This is a genomic window from Candidatus Polarisedimenticolaceae bacterium (assembly GCA_036376135.1).
Classification (GTDB): Bacteria; Acidobacteriota; Polarisedimenticolia; order Polarisedimenticolales; family DASRJG01; genus DASVAW01.
The window spans coordinates 24,630-45,492 of sequence record DASVAW010000137.1 but is presented as its reverse complement, the minus strand read 5'-3'; the positions used below and the strand labels follow the sequence as shown (position 1 = coordinate 45,492).

14 protein-coding genes are annotated in these 20,863 nt (G+C 72.8%); 10 read left to right on the top strand and 4 right to left on the bottom strand.

The features are described from left to right. Window positions 1-8: 8 nt before the first annotated feature. Window positions 9-2,285: a sulfatase-like hydrolase/transferase gene (locus tag VF139_14275; protein HEX6852559.1), complete on the bottom strand. Its 2,277-nt coding sequence runs from the start codon at window positions 2,283-2,285 to the stop codon at window positions 9-11. Next, window positions 2,282-3,679: a S8 family serine peptidase gene (locus tag VF139_14270; GenBank protein HEX6852558.1), complete on the bottom strand. Its 1,398-nt coding sequence runs from the start codon at window positions 3,677-3,679 to the stop codon at window positions 2,282-2,284. The genes VF139_14275 and VF139_14270 overlap by 4 nt, the downstream gene beginning before the upstream one ends. Window positions 3,680-3,850: 171 nt before the next feature. On the opposite strand from VF139_14270, the gene VF139_14265 reads away from it, so the two are divergent. Further along, a complete protein-coding gene (locus tag VF139_14265) occupies window positions 3,851-10,765 on the top strand; it encodes a thrombospondin type 3 repeat-containing protein (protein HEX6852557.1) in 6,915 nt (2,304 codons plus the stop codon). Between the two features lie 70 nt (window positions 10,766-10,835). Here VF139_14265 and VF139_14260 read toward each other — a convergent pair whose 3' ends face one another. Continuing rightward, window positions 10,836-12,275: a HEAT repeat domain-containing protein gene (locus tag VF139_14260; protein ID HEX6852556.1), complete on the bottom strand. Its 1,440-nt coding sequence runs from the start codon at window positions 12,273-12,275 to the stop codon at window positions 10,836-10,838. Next, window positions 12,272-13,039 carry an AraC family transcriptional regulator gene (locus VF139_14255; protein ID HEX6852555.1) on the bottom strand — a complete coding sequence of 256 codons (768 nt, stop codon included), beginning with the start codon at window positions 13,037-13,039 and terminating at the stop codon, window positions 12,272-12,274. Before VF139_14255 ends, VF139_14260 begins: the two co-directional genes overlap by 4 nt. Before the next feature lie 194 nt (window positions 13,040-13,233). Between VF139_14255 and VF139_14250 the strand changes: the two genes are divergently transcribed. Genes VF139_14250 through VF139_14210 form a run of 9 tightly spaced genes read left to right on the top strand, consistent with a single transcriptional unit; the run spans window position 13,234 to window position 20,861 of the window. After that, window positions 13,234-14,460, top strand: coding sequence for a helix-turn-helix domain-containing protein (locus VF139_14250; protein HEX6852554.1), 1,227 nt, complete (start codon window positions 13,234-13,236; stop codon window positions 14,458-14,460). Continuing rightward, a complete protein-coding gene (locus VF139_14245) occupies window positions 14,457-15,170 on the top strand; it encodes a hypothetical protein (protein ID HEX6852553.1) in 714 nt (237 codons plus the stop codon). Before VF139_14250 ends, VF139_14245 begins: the two co-directional genes overlap by 4 nt. A gap of 57 nt (window positions 15,171-15,227) precedes the next feature. Next, window positions 15,228-15,914 carry a DUF502 domain-containing protein gene (locus VF139_14240; GenBank protein HEX6852552.1) on the top strand — a complete coding sequence of 229 codons (687 nt, stop codon included), beginning with the start codon at window positions 15,228-15,230 and terminating at the stop codon, window positions 15,912-15,914. Next, window positions 15,911-17,143, top strand: coding sequence for a competence/damage-inducible protein A (locus VF139_14235; protein ID HEX6852551.1), 1,233 nt, complete (start codon window positions 15,911-15,913; stop codon window positions 17,141-17,143). The genes VF139_14240 and VF139_14235 overlap by 4 nt, the downstream gene beginning before the upstream one ends. Continuing rightward, the gene (gene thpR, locus VF139_14230; protein HEX6852550.1) at window positions 17,143-17,703 is read left to right on the top strand and encodes an RNA 2',3'-cyclic phosphodiesterase; all 561 of its coding nucleotides are present in this window, start codon (window positions 17,143-17,145) and stop codon (window positions 17,701-17,703) included. Before VF139_14235 ends, thpR begins: the two co-directional genes overlap by 1 nt. Then, entirely contained in the window at window positions 17,700-18,281 is a 582-nt protein-coding gene (locus VF139_14225) for a glycerol-3-phosphate acyltransferase (protein ID HEX6852549.1), read from the top strand. Before thpR ends, VF139_14225 begins: the two co-directional genes overlap by 4 nt. After that, window positions 18,278-19,294: an NAD(P)H-dependent glycerol-3-phosphate dehydrogenase gene (locus VF139_14220; protein HEX6852548.1), complete on the top strand. Its 1,017-nt coding sequence runs from the start codon at window positions 18,278-18,280 to the stop codon at window positions 19,292-19,294. The genes VF139_14225 and VF139_14220 overlap by 4 nt, the downstream gene beginning before the upstream one ends. Next, window positions 19,291-20,085, top strand: coding sequence for a CpsB/CapC family capsule biosynthesis tyrosine phosphatase (locus tag VF139_14215; GenBank protein ID HEX6852547.1), 795 nt, complete (start codon window positions 19,291-19,293; stop codon window positions 20,083-20,085). Before VF139_14220 ends, VF139_14215 begins: the two co-directional genes overlap by 4 nt. Beyond that, on the top strand, window positions 20,082-20,861 hold the full coding sequence (locus tag VF139_14210; GenBank protein ID HEX6852546.1) for a tetratricopeptide repeat protein: 780 nt from the start codon (window positions 20,082-20,084) through the stop codon (window positions 20,859-20,861). Before VF139_14215 ends, VF139_14210 begins: the two co-directional genes overlap by 4 nt. Window positions 20,862-20,863 lie beyond the last annotated feature (2 nt).

The following is a 20,863-nucleotide window of genomic DNA, read 5'->3' as shown; positions in this document are numbered from 1 at the left end:
CCTCCGGATCAACGGGAGAGGCGCCGCAGCCCCTCCCGCGCGGCCACGTCCCCGGGGTTCACGCGCAACGCTTCACGATACGCCTGCGCCGCGGCCGCGCGCTCGCCGGTCTGCTCGAGGAACCGGCCGCGCAGCGTGATCCCGTCCGAAAGGCGCGGGTAGCGCCGGGAGATCTCGGCGAGCGTGGCCTCGGCTTCGACGGCCCGGCCGAGGGCGAGCAGCGCCTTCGCGCGGCCGAGCATCGCGTCGGCGCGGTCGGCGCGGCGCGCGAGCACCGCGTCGAAGGTTTCCAGCGCCCCGGCCGGGTCGCGCGCCTCGAGCGACAGCTCGCCCCGCAGGAGCATCGCCTCGGCGAGGAACGGGTCCGCCGCGCTCGCGCGCTCGGAAGCGGCCCGCGCCCCCTCGAGGTCGCCGGCCCGGCGGCGCGCCTGCCCGACGACCGACCAGATCCCGGCCGCGCGGGGGAGCGAGGCGGCGAGCGCCGCGAGGTCCCCGATCCCGCGCGCGCCCTCGCCTCGCCCCTGGCGCAGCTCGAGCAGCCGGCGGGACGGCTCCGCGTCCTGCGGCGCCGCCTTCGCCGCCGCGAGGTAGGCCTCCGCCGCGGCCTCGAAACGCCCGACGGATTCGAGCAATCGGCCCAGCGCGACCCGCGGCTCGACGAGGTCCGGGGCGAGCGCGATCGCGGCCTCGTAGTGGCGCGCGGCGTCGTCGACGCGCCCCAGGCGACCTTCCGCGGTCGCCGCGAGCAGGTAGCCGTTGGCGAACTCCGGTGCGACGCGGATCACCTCCGCGAACTCCGCGGCCGCTTCCGCCACGTTCCCCGCGGTGAGGAGCGCCGTGCCGAGCTGGTAGCGGACCATGAAGTTCTCGGGGGCCTCCGGGACGAGCGCGCGCAGGAGCGGGATCGCCTCCGGCTGTCGTCCCGCGGAGGCCAACCCCACCGCGCGGTCGTAGCGCTGGAGGTAGTCGGTCATCGCCTTCGGGTCGCGGCCGCGTCCCTCGCCGGGGTTGGACCGGAGCGATCCGGCCGAGGTGTACCCGAGGCTGCGCAGCTTCGCCTCGTCCTCCGCGGAGAGCCCCCCGGCGGCGCGCTCGGAGGCCTGCGGGTCCTCGGCCGCCCGGAAGGCGGCGAGCGCCTCGGCCATCGCCTCGCCGTCGGGGTGACCGCCCTCGAGATTCCGCTCCTCGCGCGGGTCCTGGGCGAGGTCGTACAGCTCCGGGGCGGGGGCGTCGATCCGCTTCAACGAGCCCCGCCGCAGGGCCGTCAGCTCGGAGAAGCGGAACTGGAGCTTGGGGAGCCACGATTCGGCGTAGATCGGCCGCGCGGCGGCCTTGCCCGCGAGCACCGTGGCGCCGAGGTCCGCCCCCTCCACCCCGGCGGGGACCGGGATCCCGAGCCGGCCCAGCACCGTCGGGAGCACGTCGACGAGGCTCACCGGCTCCGCCACCCGCCTCGCGTCGAGCCCCGGGGCCCGCAGGACGAACGGAACGTGGATCGTCGATTCGTAGACGAAGACGCCGTGCGTTTTCTCCCCGTGCTCCCCCAGGCTCTCCCCGTGGTCGGCCGCGATCACCACGATCGCGTTCGGATCGTCCTCGCGCACCCGCGCCAGCAGGCGTCCCACCTGGCCGTCGAGCCAGGCGATCTCGCCGTCGTACGGCGCCTTCGCGTGGCGCGAGGCGAACGGCTCGGGAGCGGCGTAGGGGGCGTGGGCGTCGAAGTAGTGGACCCACAAGAGGCGGCGGGAGTCCCCGAGTTTTCCCCAGACCTGAAGCGCCCGATCGGTCACCGCGCGGGCGTCGCGCTCCTGGAAGAAGACGGGGACGCTGCCGTCGGCGTTCGGGCTTCCCTCCGGGAACTCCTCGTCGTAGAGGTCGAACCCCTGCGCGAGACCGTAGCGGCTCTGGAGCGGGAACGACGCGACGACCGCGCCGGTGCGGAAGCCGCGCTCCTTGAGGATCTCCGCGAGGGTCGTCTCGCCGGCGGGGACGACGAAGGTGCCGTTGTTCCGGACGCCGTGCGCGGTCGGGTAGCGGCCGGTGAACAGCGACGTGTGCGACGGGAGGGTGATCGGGGTCGGGGCGGAGGCCGCCTCGAAGACGACCGACGCCTCGGCGAAGGCGTCGAGCGCCGGCGTCAGGCCGTCGCGATTGCCGTAGGCTCCCATGCGGTCCGCCCGGAAGGTGTCGAGCGTCACGACGACGACGCTTCGCGGCTCCGGGGACGCGCACGCCCACGCGAAAAGGGCGAGCGCGGCGACGAGAAGCGGACGGGTCCGGCTCACCGGCGACTCTCGAGCGCCTCGAGGGCCAGGGGCAGGTCGATCGCGCCGGCGCCGGTCGCGTCGTCCACCCCGGGCGGGGCGACGTCGCGCGCACCGGCGACGAGCGCGCGCGCGATCTCCTCCGGGGTCGCCTCCGGGTGCGCCTGCAGCAGGAGCGCCGCGCCGCCTCCCGCGAGCCCGACGGAGAAGGAGGTGCCCTGGCCGGCTAGGTAGCTGCGCGGTGTGAAGGGATGGGCGTGGGGAAGGCCAGCGCCCGGCGCGGCGACGGCGGGGAACCTCGTCGAGCCGCAGGCGCTGGGCCCGCGCGACGAGGTGGCGCTCGGACCTCCCGCCGGATCGATCCCGGCGACGGCGAAGATCCCCGCCAGCTGCGCCGGGCTCTCCCCCGAGCCCGGAGCGGGCCCGGCGTTGCCGGTCGGGAAGGCCACGAAGATCTCGGCCGCTTCCCACGCACGAACGAACGGGAGGTCGAAATCGGTGCACCGTCCCTCGTCGTGCGACCACGCGTTGATCAAGACGTCGGGACGGGCCGTGCGGAGGATCCAGTCCGCCGCGAGGGTCATCCGCGAACGCGAGTAGTAGTTCCGCCAGTTGCCCAGCGCGGAGGCCCACGTCGCCTCCGGGGCGACGCCGAGCACCCGTCCGTCGACGTTCCCCCCGACCGCGACGGAGAGCACGCCGGTGCCGTGCCCGTGCGGATCGCGGGGCTCGGCGGATCCCTCGACGGGGTCGTACCACCCCCGAGGTTCCGGGGCGTTCCGGCCGGCCAGCTGCTCGTGCGCCCCGTACACCCCCGTGTCGATCGACGCGACGAGTACCCCCGATCCCGTAAGGCCCCGCGCCCACAACGCGTCGGCGCGCATCGACGGGATCGCCCAGCTCACGAACCGCTCCGGGAGGGTGGAGCCGTCCGGGGTGAAGGAGGGCTCGAGGGCGGTCCCGGCGGGACGGCTGGTCCAGTCGGGGCGGACGACCGCGACCTCGGGGCGACGGGCGAGCGCGAGGATCCCGGCGGCGGAGCCCTCGACGACCAGGCGATTCACGACGGCCACCGAACGTGCGTAATCGAGCGAGCCCTCGCCGATCGCGCGCTCGATCGCCTCGAGCAGGGGCGCCTGACGCGCCTGGGCATCGCGCTCGAGGGCCGCGATCACCCGGGCCCGACGCTGCGCCTTGGGCAACCCCTCGCGCCGTAGCCGGTCGCGCAGCGCGAGCGGATCGAGGCCGTCGCGCACGTCGACCAGCACGGTGAAGCGTTGGCCGGGGGAGGCGGAGGCCAGCCGCGCCTCGAGGTCCCCCTCGAACCGCGGCACGGGGGGCACGGCGTCCCGGCGGGAGGCGGCGCACCCCGTGGCCAGGAGGAGCAGGGCGAACGGGGCGGAAAACGCTCTCATGGGGGCGCGCAATATACCGCCGGATTACGGAGTTGAAGGCTCGCGGCGGACCGCGGCTCCGAAATCCACCCCACACCGGCGGGTGCGCCGTATATAGGTGGCTTCGGCTCGGGGGGGTCCGAGACCGCGCTGGCCGGGGTGTATCCCTCGGGCGGCCTTGTTGGGGGTGGCATGACGCTCGAGCGGAGACTCCTCGCCGCGATCGGGATCGCGGCGACCGCGATCCTCCTTCCCTTCGCGACCGCGCGGGCCCAATGGGCCGATCTCACGGTGGACCTGCAGGGGGACGACCAGAGTCCGGTCCTGTGGGGGATCTCCGACGGCGACGCGTACGGCCACGAGGTCCTGTTCGCCGACGTCAACGGGGACGGCCTGGCGGACGTGATCAGCGCCGCGAGAGGCGGGCGCGGTCCCAACGACGAGCGCGGGGACGGGGTCGGGGAGGTGTCGATCCGCTTCGGCTCGAAGTCGTGGCCGACCACGATCGACCTCTCGACCGCCCCGGCGGCGGTCGTGATCTACGGCGTGAGCGGAACCGACCAGCTGGCGCGGGCGATGGCGGCGGCCGACCTCAACGGCGACGGCCTGCAGGACCTGATCCTCGGGGTCAGCGGCGGAGACGGACCCGGAAACCTCCGCTCGGGAGCGGGCGAGGTCTACGTCCTCTTCGGACGCACGTCGTGGCCGGCCTCGATCGACCTGCTCTCGGCGGACTCCTCCACCACGAAGGCCGACATCACGATCTTCGGCGCCGATCCGGGGGACCAGCTCGGCCGTACCCTCGGGGTCGGCGACGTCAACAACGACACCTATCCCGACCTCGTGATCGGTGCGCCCTCGGCGGACGGAAACAACAACGCGAAGCTCGACTGCGGCGACGTGGTCGTCCTCTACGGACCGTTCACCGCCGGAACGCGCGATCTCGCCCTGACCCAGCAGCTCCCCAACGTGCGGATCTACGGGATCGACGCGCTCGACGCCTACGGCCGCGGCCTGGCGGTGGGCGACTTCAACGGCGACCTCATCCCGGACATCGCCCTCGGCGCGCCGACCGGCGACGGACCGGGGACCGCCCCGGGAAGCCGCCTCGACGCCGGCGAGATCGCGATCGTCTACGGCTCGGCGACCCTTCCCAACGAGATCAACCTGGCGAACTCGAACCCGGTGCGGATCTACGGCGTACGCGCCGGAGACGGCGCCGGCCTCATGCTCGCCGCGGGGAACCTCGACGGCGACACCTTCGCGGACCTGGCGATCGGCTCGCCCCTCGCCGACGGCCCCGGCCCGTCGTATTCGCGCTCCTCGGCGGGGAGGGTCGATCTCGTCTTCGGCTCCGCGTCCCTCGCGCTCGAGATCGACCTCGCCACCGCCGGGAGCAGCATCCCGATCTACGGCGCGGACGCGGGCGACCAGTTCGGCGACCGCGTCGTCCTCGGCAACGTCAGCGGGAAGGACACCTACTTCGATCCGGGTTGCTCGTGCAACGTCGACCGCTTCCTCGACGACCTCGTCGCGGGAGCTCCCGGGGCCGACGGCCCCGATTCCCTCGTCCCTGCGCGCACCCTCTCGGGAGAGGTGTACGTCCTCAACGGGCAGGACAAGGTCCTCGACCCGTTCCCTCTCTCCTACGACCTCAACGACTTCGCCACCGGAAACGTCGACGCCCTGATCCACGGTCGCGACGTGCTCGACTCGATCGGCCAGACCCTCGCCACCGGCGACGTGAACGGCGACGGAGTTCGCGAGATCGCGATCGGCGCGGCGGAGGCCGACGGCCCCGACGACGGGCTCGGTCCGATCCTCGACAACCAGCGCCCCGACGCCGGCGAGCTCTGGATCGTCTCGTCCGTCGACACCGACTTCGACGGCCGACGGAACATCGCGGACAACTGCCCGACGACCGTGAACATCAACCAGTTCGACGCCGACACGGACGGCGTGGGGAACAGCTGCGACAACTGTTCGGCGGTCGCGAACCCCGACCAGCTCAACACCGACGCCGACGCGCAGGGGAACGCCTGCGACAACGACGACGACGGCGACGGCTTCCTGGACGGCGCGGACAACTGCCCGCTCACCTCCAACGCCTCGCAGGCCAACGGCGACGGCGACACCCTCGGCGACGCCTGCGACAACTGCCCCTCGGCGACCAACGCCAACCAGGCCGACCTCGACCGCGACGGCCAGGGGGACGCCTGCGACACCGACGACGACAACGACGGCGACCTCGACGCGGCCGACAACTGCCCGACGATCGACAACCCCGACCAGGCCAACACCGACGGCGACACGCGCGGGAACTCCTGCGACAACTGCATCTCCGTCGTCAACAACGGTCAGGAAGACGGCGACCTCGACGGCGACGGCGACGCCTGCGACAACTGCCTCGGCGTCCAGAACGCGACCCAGGCCGACGCCGACGGGGACGGCGACGGTGATCTCTGCGACAACTGCGTCTCGGTCTCGAACGCCAGCCAGACCGACGGGGACCTCGACGGCCGCGGCGACTCCTGCGACAACTGCTCGGCCCTCGCGAACGCCGACCAGGCGAACTCCGACGGGGACAATTACGGGAACGCCTGCGACAACTGCCCGGCCGCCGCGAACAACACGCAGGCGGACGGCGACCTGGACGGGCGCGGCGACGCCTGCGACAACTGCGTCTCGACCGCGAACGCGAATCAGTCCGACATCGACCTCGACGGCGTCGGGGACGTCTGCGACGCGGACGACGACGGGGACACGGTCGCCGACGCCTCCGACAACTGCGCGACGACGTCGAACTCCACGCAGGCGAACGCCGACGCGGACAACTTCGGCAACGCCTGCGACAACTGCCCGAACGCCGCGAACAACACGCAGGCCGACGGCGATGCCGACACCTTCGGCGACGCGTGCGACAACTGCCCGACCGTCGCGAACCTCGACCAGCGCAACAACGACGGCGACGCCGACGGCGACGCGTGCGATGCGGACGACGACGCCGACGGGATCGACGACACCGTCGACAACTGTCCGTTCCGGTCGAACCCCGGCCAGGAGGACACCAACGGGAACGGCGTGGGGAACGCGTGCGATTTCGCCGTGATCGACTTCGCGCAGGTCCTCGGCGACATCGAGCTGCACGGCATCGACCAGGACGACCAGGCCTCGATCGCGCTGACGTCGGGAGACGTGAACGGCGACGGCGTCGCGGACTTCATCTTCGGCTCCACCCTCGCGTCGGGTCCCTCGAACGCCCGGACGGCCTGCGGCGAGGTCTACGTGGTCTTCGGCCGCGAGACGTGGAACTCGCCCGTCGATCTCAGGACCGCCCCCCCCAACGTGACGATCTACGGCGCCGATCCGCGCGACACCGCGGGGAACAGCCTCGGCGCGGGGGACTTCAACGGGGACGGAATCCAGGACCTGATCATCGGAGCGCGCTTCGCGGACGGCGCCAACAACCTGAAACCGAACGCGGGAGAGGTGTACGTCCTGTACGGGCGCACCACCTGGCCCGCGACGATCGACCTGAGGACCGCCGACGCCAGCCGCACGGCGGCCGACGTGACGATCTTCGGCCCCGACGAGTCGGACCAGTTCGGCCGGTCGCTGGCCGTCGGGGACTTCAACCACGACGGCTTCGCGGACATCCTCGGCGGGGCGACGGGGGGCGACGGCAGCAACAACCAGTGCCCCGCCTGCGGCGACGCCTACGTCCTCCGGGGTCGCAGCGGCGCGGCCGCCACCTACAACCTGGCGACCAACAACGTCGCCACGGTCAGTATCTACGGACCGACGTCGGACAGCTTTTTCGGCTGGGCCGTCTCCGCGCTCGACTTCGACGGCGACACCTTCCAGGACATGGCGATCTCGGCGATCAGCTTCCCCGCCGGGGGGAAGGCCGAGTCGGGCCGGGTGTACGTCGTGCGCGGCGCCAACAACCTCCCGTCGACGCGCGACATGACGAACACGGCGCACTTCCTGGTCGCGCTCGACGGCATCGACGCCGGCGACCAGACCGGCGAGACGCTCGCCGCCGGGGAGCTCGGGGACGACGCGAGCCAGCCGTGTGCCGCGTGCCGGGACCTCATCGTGGGGACCCCGAACGGCGACGGCCCGGCCCCCACCGACATCCGTACCGATTCCGGCGAGGTGCGCGTGGTGCGCGGCCGGAACAACCTGGCGTCGGGAACCGTGATGTCCCTCCAGGACGTGACCTCCGCCCCGTACAACCTCGTCACCGCCGCCTTCGGGGCCGCCGCGGGGGACCGGATCGGGACCAAGGTCGCCGCGGGGGACATCGACGGCGACGGCCGGCAGGACCTCGTCATCGCGGCGGAAACCGCGAACGGTCCGAACGCGCGCACCTCGGCCGGGAAGGTGCTCGCCTACTGGGGAGAGGCGAGTCCCCCGCGGACGATCGACGGGCTCACGCGCACGGCCGACCTCACCGTCTACGGGCGCAACGTCCTCGACGGCCTCGGCTCCGCGGCGAACGCGGGCGACATGAACGGCGACGGGTTCCAGGACGTCCTCCTCGGCGCCCAGGGGGCGGACGGTCCGGGCGGCACGCGCACGGGCGCCGGCGCCGTCTACCTGGTCTCGCCGGTGGATACCGACGGAGACGGCATCCGCAACCTGAAGGACACCTGCCCGCAGCTCAACAACCCGACGCAGCTCGACGCCGACGGGGACAGCCGCGGCGACGAATGCGACAACTGCCCCAACGCGGCGAATCTCTACCAGGAGAACTCCGACAACGACACCCTGGGGGACGCCTGCGATCCCGACGACGACAACGACGGGGCGCCCGACGTCTCGGACAACTGTCCGCTCAAGCCGAACGGCAACCAGGCCAACGGCGACGGCGACACGCTCGGCGACGCCTGCGACAACTGCCCCTCGGCGACGAATCAGAACCAGCTCAACACCGACGGCGACGCGTCCGGCGACGCCTGTGACACCGACGACGACGGCGACGGCGTCGCGGACGCCTCGGACAACTGCCCGCTCGCCTCGAACGCGAGCCAGGCCGACGCCGACGCGGACACCAAGGGCGACCCGTGCGACAACTGCGTCTCCACGGCGAACACGAATCAGGCCGACGGGGACGCCGACGCCCGCGGAGACGTCTGCGACAACTGCTCGGTGGTCGCGAACGCCGCGCAGACCGACACCGACCTCGACGGGCTCGGCGACGCCTGCGACAACTGCCCGGCCGCCTCCAACGCGGGCCAGGAGGACTTCGACCTCGACGGCATCGGCGACGCGTGCGACTCCGACGACGACAACGACACGATCTTCGACGACGGCGACGTCTCGGGCTCGGCGACGGACAAGCCGTGCATCACCGGCCAGCGCTTCCAGTGCGACGACAACTGCCGCACCGGCGCGAACCTCGACCAGACCAACAGCGACTCGGACGGCCTGGGCGACGTCTGTGACACCGACGACGACAACGACGGCCGGCTCGACTCGGACGGGGACGCGGTGAACGATCCCTGCACCGGCGGCGCGACCACCAACTGCGACGACAACTGCCGCATCACCGCCAACGCGAACCAGGCCGACGGCGACGGCGACCTCGTGGGCGACGTCTGCGACAACTGCAGCACGACGGTGAACACCGACCAGGCGAACGCGGACGGGGACGCGTCGGGCGACGCCTGCGATACCGACAACGACAACGACGGCATCCTCGACGCCTCGGACAACTGCCCGAACGTCGCGAACGCCGGGCAGGCGAACGGCGACGGCGACACGCGCGGCGACGTCTGCGACAACTGCCCGTCGATCTCGAACTCGACGCAGACCGACGGCGACACGGACGGGAAGGGCGACGTCTGCGACAACTGTCCGGCGAACGCCAACGCGGACCAGAAGAACACCGACGGCGACGGGCAGGGCGACGTCTGCGACACCGACGACGACGCCGACGGGATCCCGGACGCGTCGGACAACTGCGACCTCGTCTCGAACGTGAGCCAGGCGGACGGCGGGGACGGGGACGGCGTCGGCGACGCTTGCGACAACTGCTTCGGCGTCGACAACCCCACGCAGGTGGATGCGGACGGGGACGGCAAGGGCGACACCTGCGACAACTGCCCCGCCGACGTGAACGCCAGCCAGGCCGACCTCGACGGCGACGGCGAAGGGGACGTCTGCGACTTCGACGACGACAACGACGGCGTCCCGGACGTGAACGACAACTGCAAGACGATCGCGAACAGCTCGCAGTCCGATGCGGACAACGATCGCATCGGGAACACCTGCGACAACTGTCCGAACACCGCGAACCCGGACCAGCTGGACGCGGACGCCGATTTCGTCGGCAACCTCTGCGACAACTGCGCCTCGACGAGGAACGGCAACTGCGGCCTCTCGACGGCCTATTGCGACCAGAACGGGGACCAGACGCTCTCGAGCCTCGAGCTGCTCGAGGGGAACCAGTCGGACGTCAACGGCGACACCCAGGGAGACGCCTGCGATCCCGACGACGACGGCGACGCCGTCCTGGACGCCTCCGACAACTGCCGCAGGGTCTCCAACGTCGGGCAGGCCGACGGCGACTCCGACACGGTCGGCGACGCCTGCGACAACTGCCTGACGACCCCGAACGCGACCCAGACCAACTCCGACACCGACGCCCGGGGCGACGCCTGCGACAACTGCGACTTCGCGGCGAATCCCGACCAGGCGAACTTCGACGGAGACGCCGAAGGGGACGCCTGCGACGCGGACAACGACAACGACGGCACGCCGGACACGGCGGATTGCCAGCCGTTCAACGCGACGATCACCGAGATCCCGGGGAATGCCGCCGGCGTCGGCTGGTCGTCGAAGACGACCCTCGAGTGGAGCGCGACCTCCCAGGCGGGTGCGTACAACGTCTACCGCGGGACGATTCCGAGCGCCGGCGCGATCGTGTACGACCACACGTGTTACGAGAACGCCTCGGCGGACCTGACCGCGACCGACGGCTCGACACCCCCGGAGCGCGGGTACTACTACCTCGTCTCCGCGGAGAACGTCTGCGGCGAAGGAGGTCTCGGAACGCGCAGCTCGGGCACGCCGCGTCCGAACGACGCGCCGTGTCCGTGACCCGTCTGCGCCTGTAACAGGGCCCGGCGCGAGGAATCGCGCCGGGCCCGTCCGGGAGTCGCAGGCAGCCCTACGCCCCGATCGCCTCGATCGCCCGCCGCGCGGCGCTGCGGACCGCCTCCGCGGGGTCCTTCTGGAGCTCGCGCAGGGCGGAAAGGGCTTCCTTGTCCTTGAGGGCGCCCAGGGTCTGGATCGCGGCGAGCCGGATCGGCATCTGCTCTTTCTTCGCGACGGCGACGAGGCGCTGGCGCGCCGGCGCACCTCCCAGCGTGCCGAGCGCGCGCACGGCCTCGAGCCGCACGAGCGCCTCCTTGTCCTTCAGGCCGAGGTCGACGATGGCGAACGCCTGTTCCCCGCCGACGCGTCCCGCCGCGCTCACCGCGCGCGAGCGCACCGTCGGGTCGGCGTCCTTCGCGAGGGACTCGAGCGTTCCGAGCCCCTCGGCGGCGCGCAGCTCGCCGAGCGACTCGGCGCACGCCGCCCGCACGGAGGCGTCGGGGTCCTTCGCGACCGACCGGACCGCGCTCAACCGAGCCTTGTCCCCGGCCGCCCCGAGGGCGAGGGCGGCGGTCGCGCGGACCTTCACGTCGGCGTCCTTCAACCGGGCCGCGACCAGATCGAGCGCTGCGGGAGCGGGGTTCTGGCGCGCCGCGGCGACGAGCATGCGTCGCACCGCGGGGGACGCGTCGGAAGCCGCCTTGGCGAGGATCGGGAGCTGGTCGGCGGCGGGATGGTCGCGCAGGCTCTGAAGCAACGACATCCGGACCGTCTCGTCCGCGTCCCCGATCAGCCCCATCACGACCGGCCCGTGGGAGCCGACGCCGCCGAGCACGGGGAGGGTCCTCGCGACCGCGGCGCGGACGAGGGGCGATTCGGACGCGGCCAGGCGAGCCACCCGTTCGGCGGCGCGCGGGTCCCGGAGGACGCCGAGCGCGTCGACGGCGTCCGCGGCGGTCTGCGCGCTGGCGTCGGCGGTCGCCTGCATCAGGAACGGGAACGTCTCCTTCGTCCCGATCGCGCGGAGCGCGGAGACGGCGGTCCCGCGCACGGCGGCGATCGAATCGCCCGTGAGCGCGCCGATCTCGGCGACGAATCGCGCGTCCCTCCGGTCCCCCAGCGCCGCGGCGGTCTGCGAGCGCACGCGATCCCGCGCGTTCGTCAACGCCGCGCGCGTCGCGGCGGCGGCGTCGTCGCCGGGAATCGTCACGAGCGCCAGCGCCGCGTTGACGGCCACCGACTCCTCGGTGTCGTCGAGCCTGGCGAGGAGGTCGGGGACGGCGGCGGCGCCGAGCTCGTTCGCGATCGTCTGGACCGCGGCGGACCGGACCGCCTCGCGCGGATCGGCGAGCGCGGCGCGGAGCGGCTCGGCGGCGGCGGGCCCCTTGCCCCGCAGCTTCACGATCTCCGCGACGCGCACGGACGCGGGCACTTCCGTGCCGGGATCCTCGGCCAGGACGGGGAGCGCGAAGGCGAGCAGGAGCACCGCGGGGAGGGCGCGGTTGGGCGTCATTGGGCTTCCTCTTCGGCGGGGATGGCGGCCGCCGCCAGGGGAGCGGGCTGCGGATCGGCGAGCCGCCGCCGCGCCTGGCGCGGGGAGGAACGTTCGTACTTCACGAAGTTCCGGTAGAAGTCCCGGTAGGTCTGGTAGCCGACGAGGTAGGCGATCTCCGAGATCGTATGGTCGCCGGCGGCGAGGAGCATCCGGGCGTGCTCGAGGCGGACGCGGTGCACGTACGCCGTGAGCGTCATCCCGGCCTCCTTGCGGAAGAGCCTGGAGAGGTAGTTCGCCGAGACGTGCAGCTGCCGGGCGACGGCGGAGAGCCCGACGCGCCCCTGGTAGTGGTCCTCGATGTAGGCCTGCGCCCTTTCGACGAGGGGATGCGCGGCGGCGGGTCGGGTGCGCAACGGGGCGAGCAGGCGGTGCACGGTGGGGAGGAAGGCACGCCGCGCCTCCTCCGGGTCTTCGAGGGCCGCGAACTGCTCGATCATCGCGACGCGGGTCACCTGGTACTGGGGGTCGGCATCGGGGGGACGGTGGAGCCGCCGATGGATGCGCTGAAGGACGTCGTGCAGGAGCAGGACCACCTCGCGCCCCCTGGCCCTCCCGGGCGCCAGGTCGAGCTGGTCGACGAGGCGGCCGAAGGCCGCCCGCGCCCCGTCCACGTCGAAGTCGGCCAGGCGGCGGAACGCCAGCGCCTCGAGCGCGGTCTCGTACCCGATCCGGTCGTAGAGCGGGGGCATGGGCACCCCCCGGACGAGCTTGAGCCGCGACAACGCAACCTCCGCAACTTCGGTGTTACGCCGAAAGCAGGAGTGTACGGGGGTGGGGGGGCTCGTGCAATCGCGGACCCGGCGTCCGCACCCGGCAACGAAACCCCGGAAATCTCCTTGACGCCCGGTCCGCAGCGGCGTAGGCAGCGTTCATCCGACCGGCCCGAGGGGACTAACGGGTCGGCACGGGGGGGACGATGGGGCAGATCCGAACCGGGAGTTGGGAGACGCAACGCGGCGACGAACCGAGACCCTCACCCAGGCTCGGCGAGTACCTGCGCCGGCTGCGAGAAGGGTACGGCTACACGCTCCGCAAGGTGGAGGAGAAAACCGCCGCGCTCGGGGAGCCGATCGACAACTCCCAGTTGAGCCGGTTCGAGAAGGGGAAGGCGCTCCCGTCCTTCGAGAAGCTCCGGGCGCTCGCACGGATCTTCAACGTTTCCGTCCAGCAGTTCAGCGACGTCCTGGACCTCGAGGAATACGAGCCGCTCAAGCCGGTGGACGCCGGGTACGAGGAAGCGCTCCGGATCGGGGAGGAGCGGTTCGCCCGCGGGGAACACGGCGGCGCGTTCGCCGCCTTCGAGCGGGCCGTGGAGCTCGCCGTCGGGGAATCCGAGTCCGCCACCGTCGAGTCGGCCGAACGGGTCGCGGAGGCCCGCTGGCGCCTGGCGGCCGCCCTGAAATCGCTCGGCAAGCTCGCGATGACCGAGCGGGAGCTGCGCGAGGTCCTCAAGGTGCGCGAGCGCATCCCGCGCCGCGCCCGGATCCGCACGTTGCTCCAGCTCTCGTTCGTCTACCGCGAGCTCGACGACCTCTACCTCGCGGAGCTTCTGGCCCGCGAGAGTCTCGCCCTGGCGACGGAGGAGGAGGACCGTGCCGCGCAGGCCTCCGTCCTCAACACGCTCGGCAACCTGCACGAGCCCTCGAGCCCCGATCGCGCGCTGGCGTACTACGAGCGATCGCACGCGCTCTTCGAGGAGCTCGGAGCGGCGCAGGAGGAACCGCGCCTGGTCGTGAGGACCAACCTCGGCGGCTGCCTCGTGAAGACGCACCGGTTCGAGGAGGGGATCGCGGCCCTCGAGCAGGCCCATCGGCGCGCCCGGGAGATGGGGTTCCGTCGCGTGGCGTCCCTCTCGCTGACCCGGCAGGCGGAGGCCTGGCTCACGCGAGGCCGGCACGACCGCGCCTCGCGCCTGCTCGACGACTCCGATGCCCTGGCTTCGATGCCGGCGGGGCCGTACCACGACATCCTGTTCCTGAACGCGTTCCACCGGTGGACGGCGGCGCGAGAAACGCAACACCCCACCCGCGAGAAGATCGCGTTCGGCCGCCTGCGCCACCTGCGCGCGCGGATCGAGCGGCGCTTCCCCGAGGTGGACGCCTTCGATCGACACGTGGAGCGCTCCCGGAGGGAGTCACGATGAAACGGCTCGGCGTCTGGATGGGATCCCTGGCGGTGGTGACGGCGGCTGCCCTCGCGCCCGCGGCCGCGGAGGTGGCCGCGGAGCTCGACGCGTCGGGCGCCTACCTTCGGACGGTGGTCCTCGCGAGCTCCTCCGCGAAGAACGTCCGGATCTGGACGAAGGTCACCTCCCGGCCGAACCTCTACCCCGTGAACCTCGACGGAGACCTCAACGGGGATCTCTGGCCGGTCGTGGCGGAGCAGACCGTGGGGGTGGCGAGGCCGTGGCTGGTGTGGAGCCGCTTCACCGGCGTGGGCTTCGACCTGTCCTGGTCCCGGTTCGACGCCGGGACGCGGTCGTGGCTTCCGCTCGGTTGGGTCGAATCCGAGGCGACGGCGGGCGACGATCTCGACCCCGCGATCGACTTCGATTCCACCGGCCGCCCCTTCCTGGTCTGGTGGCGGGACGAGGCCGGCGTCGGGCAGGTCTACCTGAGCCTGTTCCTGCAGACCCGCTGGATGGCGCCGTTCCGGGTTTCCGACGCCGGGATCGACAGCGTCGCGCCGACGATCACGATGCTCTCCGACAGCCGCGTCCGCGTCGACTACACGACGTCCGAGGGGACCGTCTCGCGCACGATCGAGTTCCACCGCCCGCTCACGATCACCGACGACGCGACGCCGTTCGGCCGATTCACCGTGACGGCGTCGTCGACGATCTCGCCGAAGTAGGGGATCGGCGGCTGCTACACTCCCACCCCTCGGCCGCCGCCGAGGGGAGAACGGCCCGTGATCGGTGACGCTTGGGCGCACGTGCGCCACAACCTCCTTCGCGGGATCCTCGTCCTGCTCCCCGCGATCATCACGCTGTGGCTGCTGCGCCTGCTCTTCGGCCTCATCAGCGACAACGTCACCCCCACGGTCGTCGCGGTGCTCCGCGCGGCCGGCGTCCAGGGGCTGGACGGCTGGTATCTGCGCGTGGCGGTGCCCCTGATCGGCATCGTCCTCACCTTCCTGCTCGTCTACCTGTTCGGCTTGATCGCCGCGAACCTGGTCGGGAAGCGGCTGCTCGAGATGGCCGAGCAGGCGATCCTGCGGATCCCGCTCGTGAAGAGCATCTACGGGGGAAGCCGGCAGCTCCTCGACGCCTTCAACGTCGGCGGCGCCGGCGGCTTCTCCCGCGTCGTGGTGGCGGAGTACCCGCGGCTGGGGGTGTGGACCGTGGGGTTCGTCACCAACGAGACGCCCACGTCGCTGGCGGGATGCGGCGTGGACGCGGAGCGGGAGATGATCTTCGTCTTCTTCCCGACGACGCCCAACCCGACGTCGGGCTGGCTCGCGCTGATCCCCGGGTCGTCCGTCCACGACCTCGGCATCACGGTCGAGGAGGGGATCAAGCTGATCGTCTCGGGCGGGATCGTGGCGCCGCCGAATCTCGCCGCGCGCGTCGGGGTACGCGTTCCCGGGAAGCCGTGAAGGCGGCGATCGTCGCGGTCGGAACGGAACTCCTGGGGCCGGGACGTCCCGACACGAACGCCGTCTGGCTCGCCGAGCGGCTCGAGCGCCTGGGGGCGGAGGTCCGCATCCGCGTGCTCGTCGCCGACGACGAGGGGGCGATCGCGGCGGCGCTCGTCGCGCTCGCCTCGGAGTGCGACGTCGTCGTCGCCACCGGCGGCCTCGGACCCACCGAGGACGACCGCACGCGCGAGGCGCTCGCGCGGGCCGCCGGCGTCCCGCTCGAGCGGGACGACGCACGCCTCGCCGCGCTCCGCGCGGCGTACGCGTCGCGCGGGCGGACCTTGGGCCCGGAGCAGGAGCGGCAGGCCGACCGGCCGCGCGGCGCGAGGTTCATCGACAATCCGGTGGGGTCGGCTCCCGGCCTGTTCGTCTCCGTCGGAGCGGCGCTCGTCGCCGCCCTGCCGGGAGTCCCCGCGGAGATGACGGCGATGTTCGAGGGGAGCGTGGCCCGGGAGGTCGCCTCGCGCGGCGCGGGAACGATCGTCCGTCGCGTCCTTCGGGTCGGCGGCCGCACCGAATCGAGCGTGGACGTGCAGCTGCGGGATCTCTACGGCGCGGACGGGGTCGAGGTGACGATTCTCGCGGCATCCGGCGCGATCGACCTGATCTTGCGGGCCCGAGGCCCCGACGCGTCGGCCGCCCGGGCGCGGCTCGCCCCGGTCGAGGCGGAGATGCGCAGGCGGCTGGGCGCGGACCTGTTCGGCGAGGACGACGCGACGCTGGCGTCGGTGGTGGGTGGGACGCTGGCGGGGCTGGGCCGGACCGTGGCGACGGCGGAGTCGTGCACCGGCGGCCTTCTCGGCGCCGAGCTCACGACGGTGCCCGGATCGTCGGCGTGGTACCGGGGCGGCGTCGTCGCGTACGCGAACGAGGTGAAGGTCGGGATGGTGGGCGTGGACGCAACCGTGCTCGACGAGCACGGGGCGGTGAGCGAGGCGGTCGCGCGCGCGATGGCCGCCGGGATCCGCGAGCGCCTCGGCGCCGACTACGGCGTCGCCGTCACCGGCGTCGCGGGCCCGTCCGGGGGAACCCCGGAAAAGCCGGTCGGACTCGTGCACCATGCCGTCGCCGACGCCGGGGGCGGCGCCCACGTCGTGCTGCGCTGGCCCGGGGACCGCGCCCTGATCCGGCGTCGCTCGGTCCTCGCCGCCCTCGACCTCCTGCGCCGGCGGATGCGGGAGGCGTGATGCGGCTTTTCCTCGCGCTCGACCTGCCGCACGACGTCCGGGAGGCGATCGGCAGGGCGCGGCGCGAGCTGGAGCCGCGCCTTCCGGGGTGGCGCTTCACGCGTGCCGAGGGGGTGCACGTGACCGTGCGATTCCTCGGCGAGGTCGAGGACGCGCGCCTGGCCGAGCTCGGGCCGCGCTGGGAGAGGGCGGCGCTCGCGGCGACCGGCCCGATCTCCCTCGAGGTCGCCGGGCTCGGGTGTTTTCCCTCCCCGCGGCGCCCCCGCGTGTTGTGGGTGGGAGTGGCGGAAGATCCCGACCGCGGGCGCCTGCGCGCCCTCGCGGCGGCGGTCGAGCGCGAGGCGAGGGCCGCGGGGTTCGCGCCGGAAGAGCGGGGTTTCCGCCCGCACGCCACGCTCGCGCGGGCCGCCGGCGCCGGCGCGTCCGGCCCTCCCGAACGCGAGTGGTTCTTCGGTCGCGCGTGGATCGAGTCGCTGACGCTGTTCCGGAGCGACCTCGGCCCCGGCGGCGCGCGGTACACGGCGCTCGCGACCTTCCCGCTCGGCGGGGCGGCCGCGTGATCGACGGCGTCCTCGCCGCGATCGCCGGCTACGCCCTCGGATCGATTCCGACCGGCGTCTGGATCGCGAGGAGCCGCGTCGCCGCCGACCCACGACGCCACGGGAGCGGTGCGACCGGCGCGACCAACGTCGCCCGCGTCGCGGGGACGGGCGCCGGGATCCTGGCGTTCGCCCTCGACGCCGCCAAGGGAGCCGTGGCGGCCGCGGTCGGCGGCCCGCTCGCGGCCGTCGGCGCCGTCGCCGGGAACGTCGCCTCGCCCTGGCTGGGGTTTCGCGGCGGCAAGGGGGTCGCCACCGGCGCCGGCGCGCTCGCGGTCCTCGCCCCCGCGGCGCTGGCGGGGGCCGCGGGCGTCTTCGCAGCCACGGCGGTGGCGCTCCGATGGGTTTCGGTCGCCTCGCTGGCCGCCGCGATCTCGTTTCCCGTCTGGGCTTTGCTGCTACGATCCCCACGCCCGGTCGTGATGTGCGGCGCGGTCTGCGCCGTGGCCGTCGTCATACGGCACCGCGAGAACCTCGAGCGGCTTCGTTCCGGCCGGGAGCCTCGATGGGGACGCCCCTGGGGAGGTCCGAAGAAGTGACGGGACCGGTGACGATCGTCGGCGGAGGTGCGTGGGGGACGGCGCTCGCCGTGCACCTGGGGCTCCTCGGGCGGGACGTGCTGCTCTGGATGCGCGAGAGCGACCTCGTCGCGCGGATGCGCGAGCGTCGGGACAACCCCGCCTACCTTCCCGGCTTCGACGTCCCCGCGTCGGTGCGTCCCACCGACGACCTCGCCGAGACGCTGCGCGTCGCGGGTCCGCTCGTCCTGGTCGTGCCCACCCCATTTGCGCGGGCGGTCTACCGGTCGCTCGCCCCCGGCCTCGATCGGGGGCGCCCCGTGGTGATCGCCTCGAAGGGGATCGAGGAGGAGACGCTCGCCCTGCCGACCGACGTCGCCGAGCAGGAGCTCGGCGCTCCGGAGCGGCTTGCGGTGATCTCCGGTCCGTCGTTCGCCGCGGAGGTCGCGGGAGGCCGGGCCGCGGCGATCGTCGCCGCCGCCCGGGAGGCGGCGATCGCGGCGCGGGTTCAGGAGGCGCTCTCCGGCGGGGGCCTGCGCCTGTACACCAACGACGACGTCGTCGGCGTGCAGGTGGCGGGGGCGCTGAAGAACGTGATCGCCATCGCCGCCGGCGTGGTCGAGGGGCTCGGGCTCGGCCACAACGCGCTCGCCGCCCTCGTGACGCGGGGGATCGCCGAGATGCGCCGGCTGGGCGTCGCGATGGGCGGTCGCGCGGAGACCTTCTCGGGGCTCGCCGGCCTGGGCGATCTCGTCCTGACCTGCACCGGGTCGCTTTCCCGCAACCGGCAGGTCGGGATCGCCCTCGCGCGTGGGGAGCGGATCGAGGACATTCTGGCCACGACGCGGCACGTCGCCGAAGGGGTGAGGACGTGCGAGTCCGCGCTGGCCCTCGCGCGCCGCCACGGGGTCGAGATGCCGATCGTCGAGGAGGTCCACCGGATCCTCCACGACGCGGCCGTCCCCGCGGAGGCGGTGCGCCGCCTCATGACGCGCCCGCTCACCGGGGAGTTCGAGGCGGAGCGCCGGCCATGATCGACGTGCACACGCACATCCTCCCCGGCGTCGACGACGGCGTGCGCACCGAGGACGAGGCGGTCGCCTTCGCGAAGATCGCGGTCGCGGACGGCATCCGCACGCTCGTCGCCACGCCGCACTGCCGCGAAGGGTTCTATCTCAACGACCGCGACGCCGTCCTTTCCGGCGTCGCCAGGCTCAGAGAGCGCCTCGCCGCCGAGTCGGTGCCGCTCGAGGTGCTCCCGGGCGCGGAGGTTCACCTGGCCGACGAGCTTCCCGCCCGGGTCAAGGACGGCCGCGCGCCGACGCTGGGCGACAACGGCCGGACGCTGCTCCTCGAGCTCTCGATGTCGCAGTACGCGATCGACGTCGAGAACGTGGTCTTCCAGCTGCGCCTCGCGGGGGTGCAGGTGCTCTTCGCGCACCCCGAGCGGATCCGCTGGTTCCAGGACGACCTGAGGCGCTACGAGGAGATGATCCGCCTCGGCGCGTTCGGACAGATCACCACGGGAAGCCTGCTCGGCGACTTCGGCGAGTCGACGCAGGAGTTCTCCGAGGAGCTGATGCGCAAGCGGCTGGTGCACGTCATCGCCTCGGACTCGCACAATACGCGCGGGCGTCGACCGGAGATGTCGGCGGCGGTCCGCGTCGCCGCGACGTTCGTGGGCGAGGCGTACGCCGCCCGCATGGCGGACGAGTTCCCGCGGGCGCTGCTCGACGGAAGGGAGCCGGCGGTGGAGCCGCCGCTGGAGCCCCCGCCGCCGAAGCGCTCTTTCCTGGGTCGCTGGTTCGGGAGGGACGGAACGTGATCGCACGACGATCGAGGGTTGCGGCGGTGCTGGCGGCGGCGTGCCTTCTCGCCGCCGGCTGCGGCGGCGGGTCCGCGGCGACGAAGCCGGCCAAGCTGGAGCCGGGGGCCGAGCTGCGCAAGCAGATGGGGCTCGCGGAGTCGTATTTCAAGGCGGGACGCACTTCCGAGGCGATCGAGATCGCCGAGAAGGCCGCCGCCGACAACCCCGGGAACGCGGCGGTGTGGAACTTCCACGGCCAGCTGTGCTTCATGGCCGGGCGCCTTCCCGCGGCGGAGCAGTCGTTCCGGAAGGCGCTCGCGCTCGACCCGTACCTCGCGGACGCCAACAACAACCTGGGCGCGGTGCTCGATCGCGCCGGGCGCAAGGCCGAGGCGGAGGAGGCCTATCGCAAGGCGCTCGCCGATCCGACCTACCCCACGCCCGAGAAGGTCCACCTCAATCTGGGCCTGCTCTTCGCCTCGCAGGGACGGGACGACGAGGCGGTGGCCGAGATGCGGCGCGCCGTGGAGTTCAATCCCAAGTTCTATCAGGGGCACTTCGAGCTCGCGTCCCTGCTCGACCGCACCGGACGGCTCGAGGAGGCGGTCCGGCTGTACGAGGTGGCCGCGCCCGAGTACCGCGAGGACGGTACCTACCAGTACCGCCTCGGCCTCGCCTACTTCCGCCTGAAGCGGCCGGAGGACGCGCGCAAGCACCTCGAGAAGGTCCTCGCGGTCGCCCCCGGCTCGGAGAACGCCGCGAAGGCGGACGATCTCCTGAAGCTGATGCGCTGACG

Bases quoted from the DNA above. Each gene is read 5' to 3' on its own strand.
- VF139_14245 (HEX6852553.1), top strand. From the start codon at position 14,457: ATGAAACGGCTCGGCGTCTGGATGGGATCCCTGGCGGTGGTGACGGCG.
- thpR (HEX6852550.1), top strand. From the start codon at position 17,143: ATGCGGCTTTTCCTCGCGCTCGACCTGCCGCACGACGTCCGGGAGGCG.
- VF139_14250 (HEX6852554.1), top strand. From the start codon at position 13,234: ATGGGGCAGATCCGAACCGGGAGTTGGGAGACGCAACGCGGCGACGAA.
- VF139_14270 (HEX6852558.1), bottom strand. From the start codon at position 3,679: ATGAGAGCGTTTTCCGCCCCGTTCGCCCTGCTCCTCCTGGCCACGGGG.
- VF139_14215 (HEX6852547.1), top strand. From the start codon at position 19,291: ATGATCGACGTGCACACGCACATCCTCCCCGGCGTCGACGACGGCGTG.
- VF139_14265 (HEX6852557.1), top strand. From the start codon at position 3,851: ATGACGCTCGAGCGGAGACTCCTCGCCGCGATCGGGATCGCGGCGACC.
- VF139_14260 (HEX6852556.1), bottom strand. From the start codon at position 12,275: ATGACGCCCAACCGCGCCCTCCCCGCGGTGCTCCTGCTCGCCTTCGCG.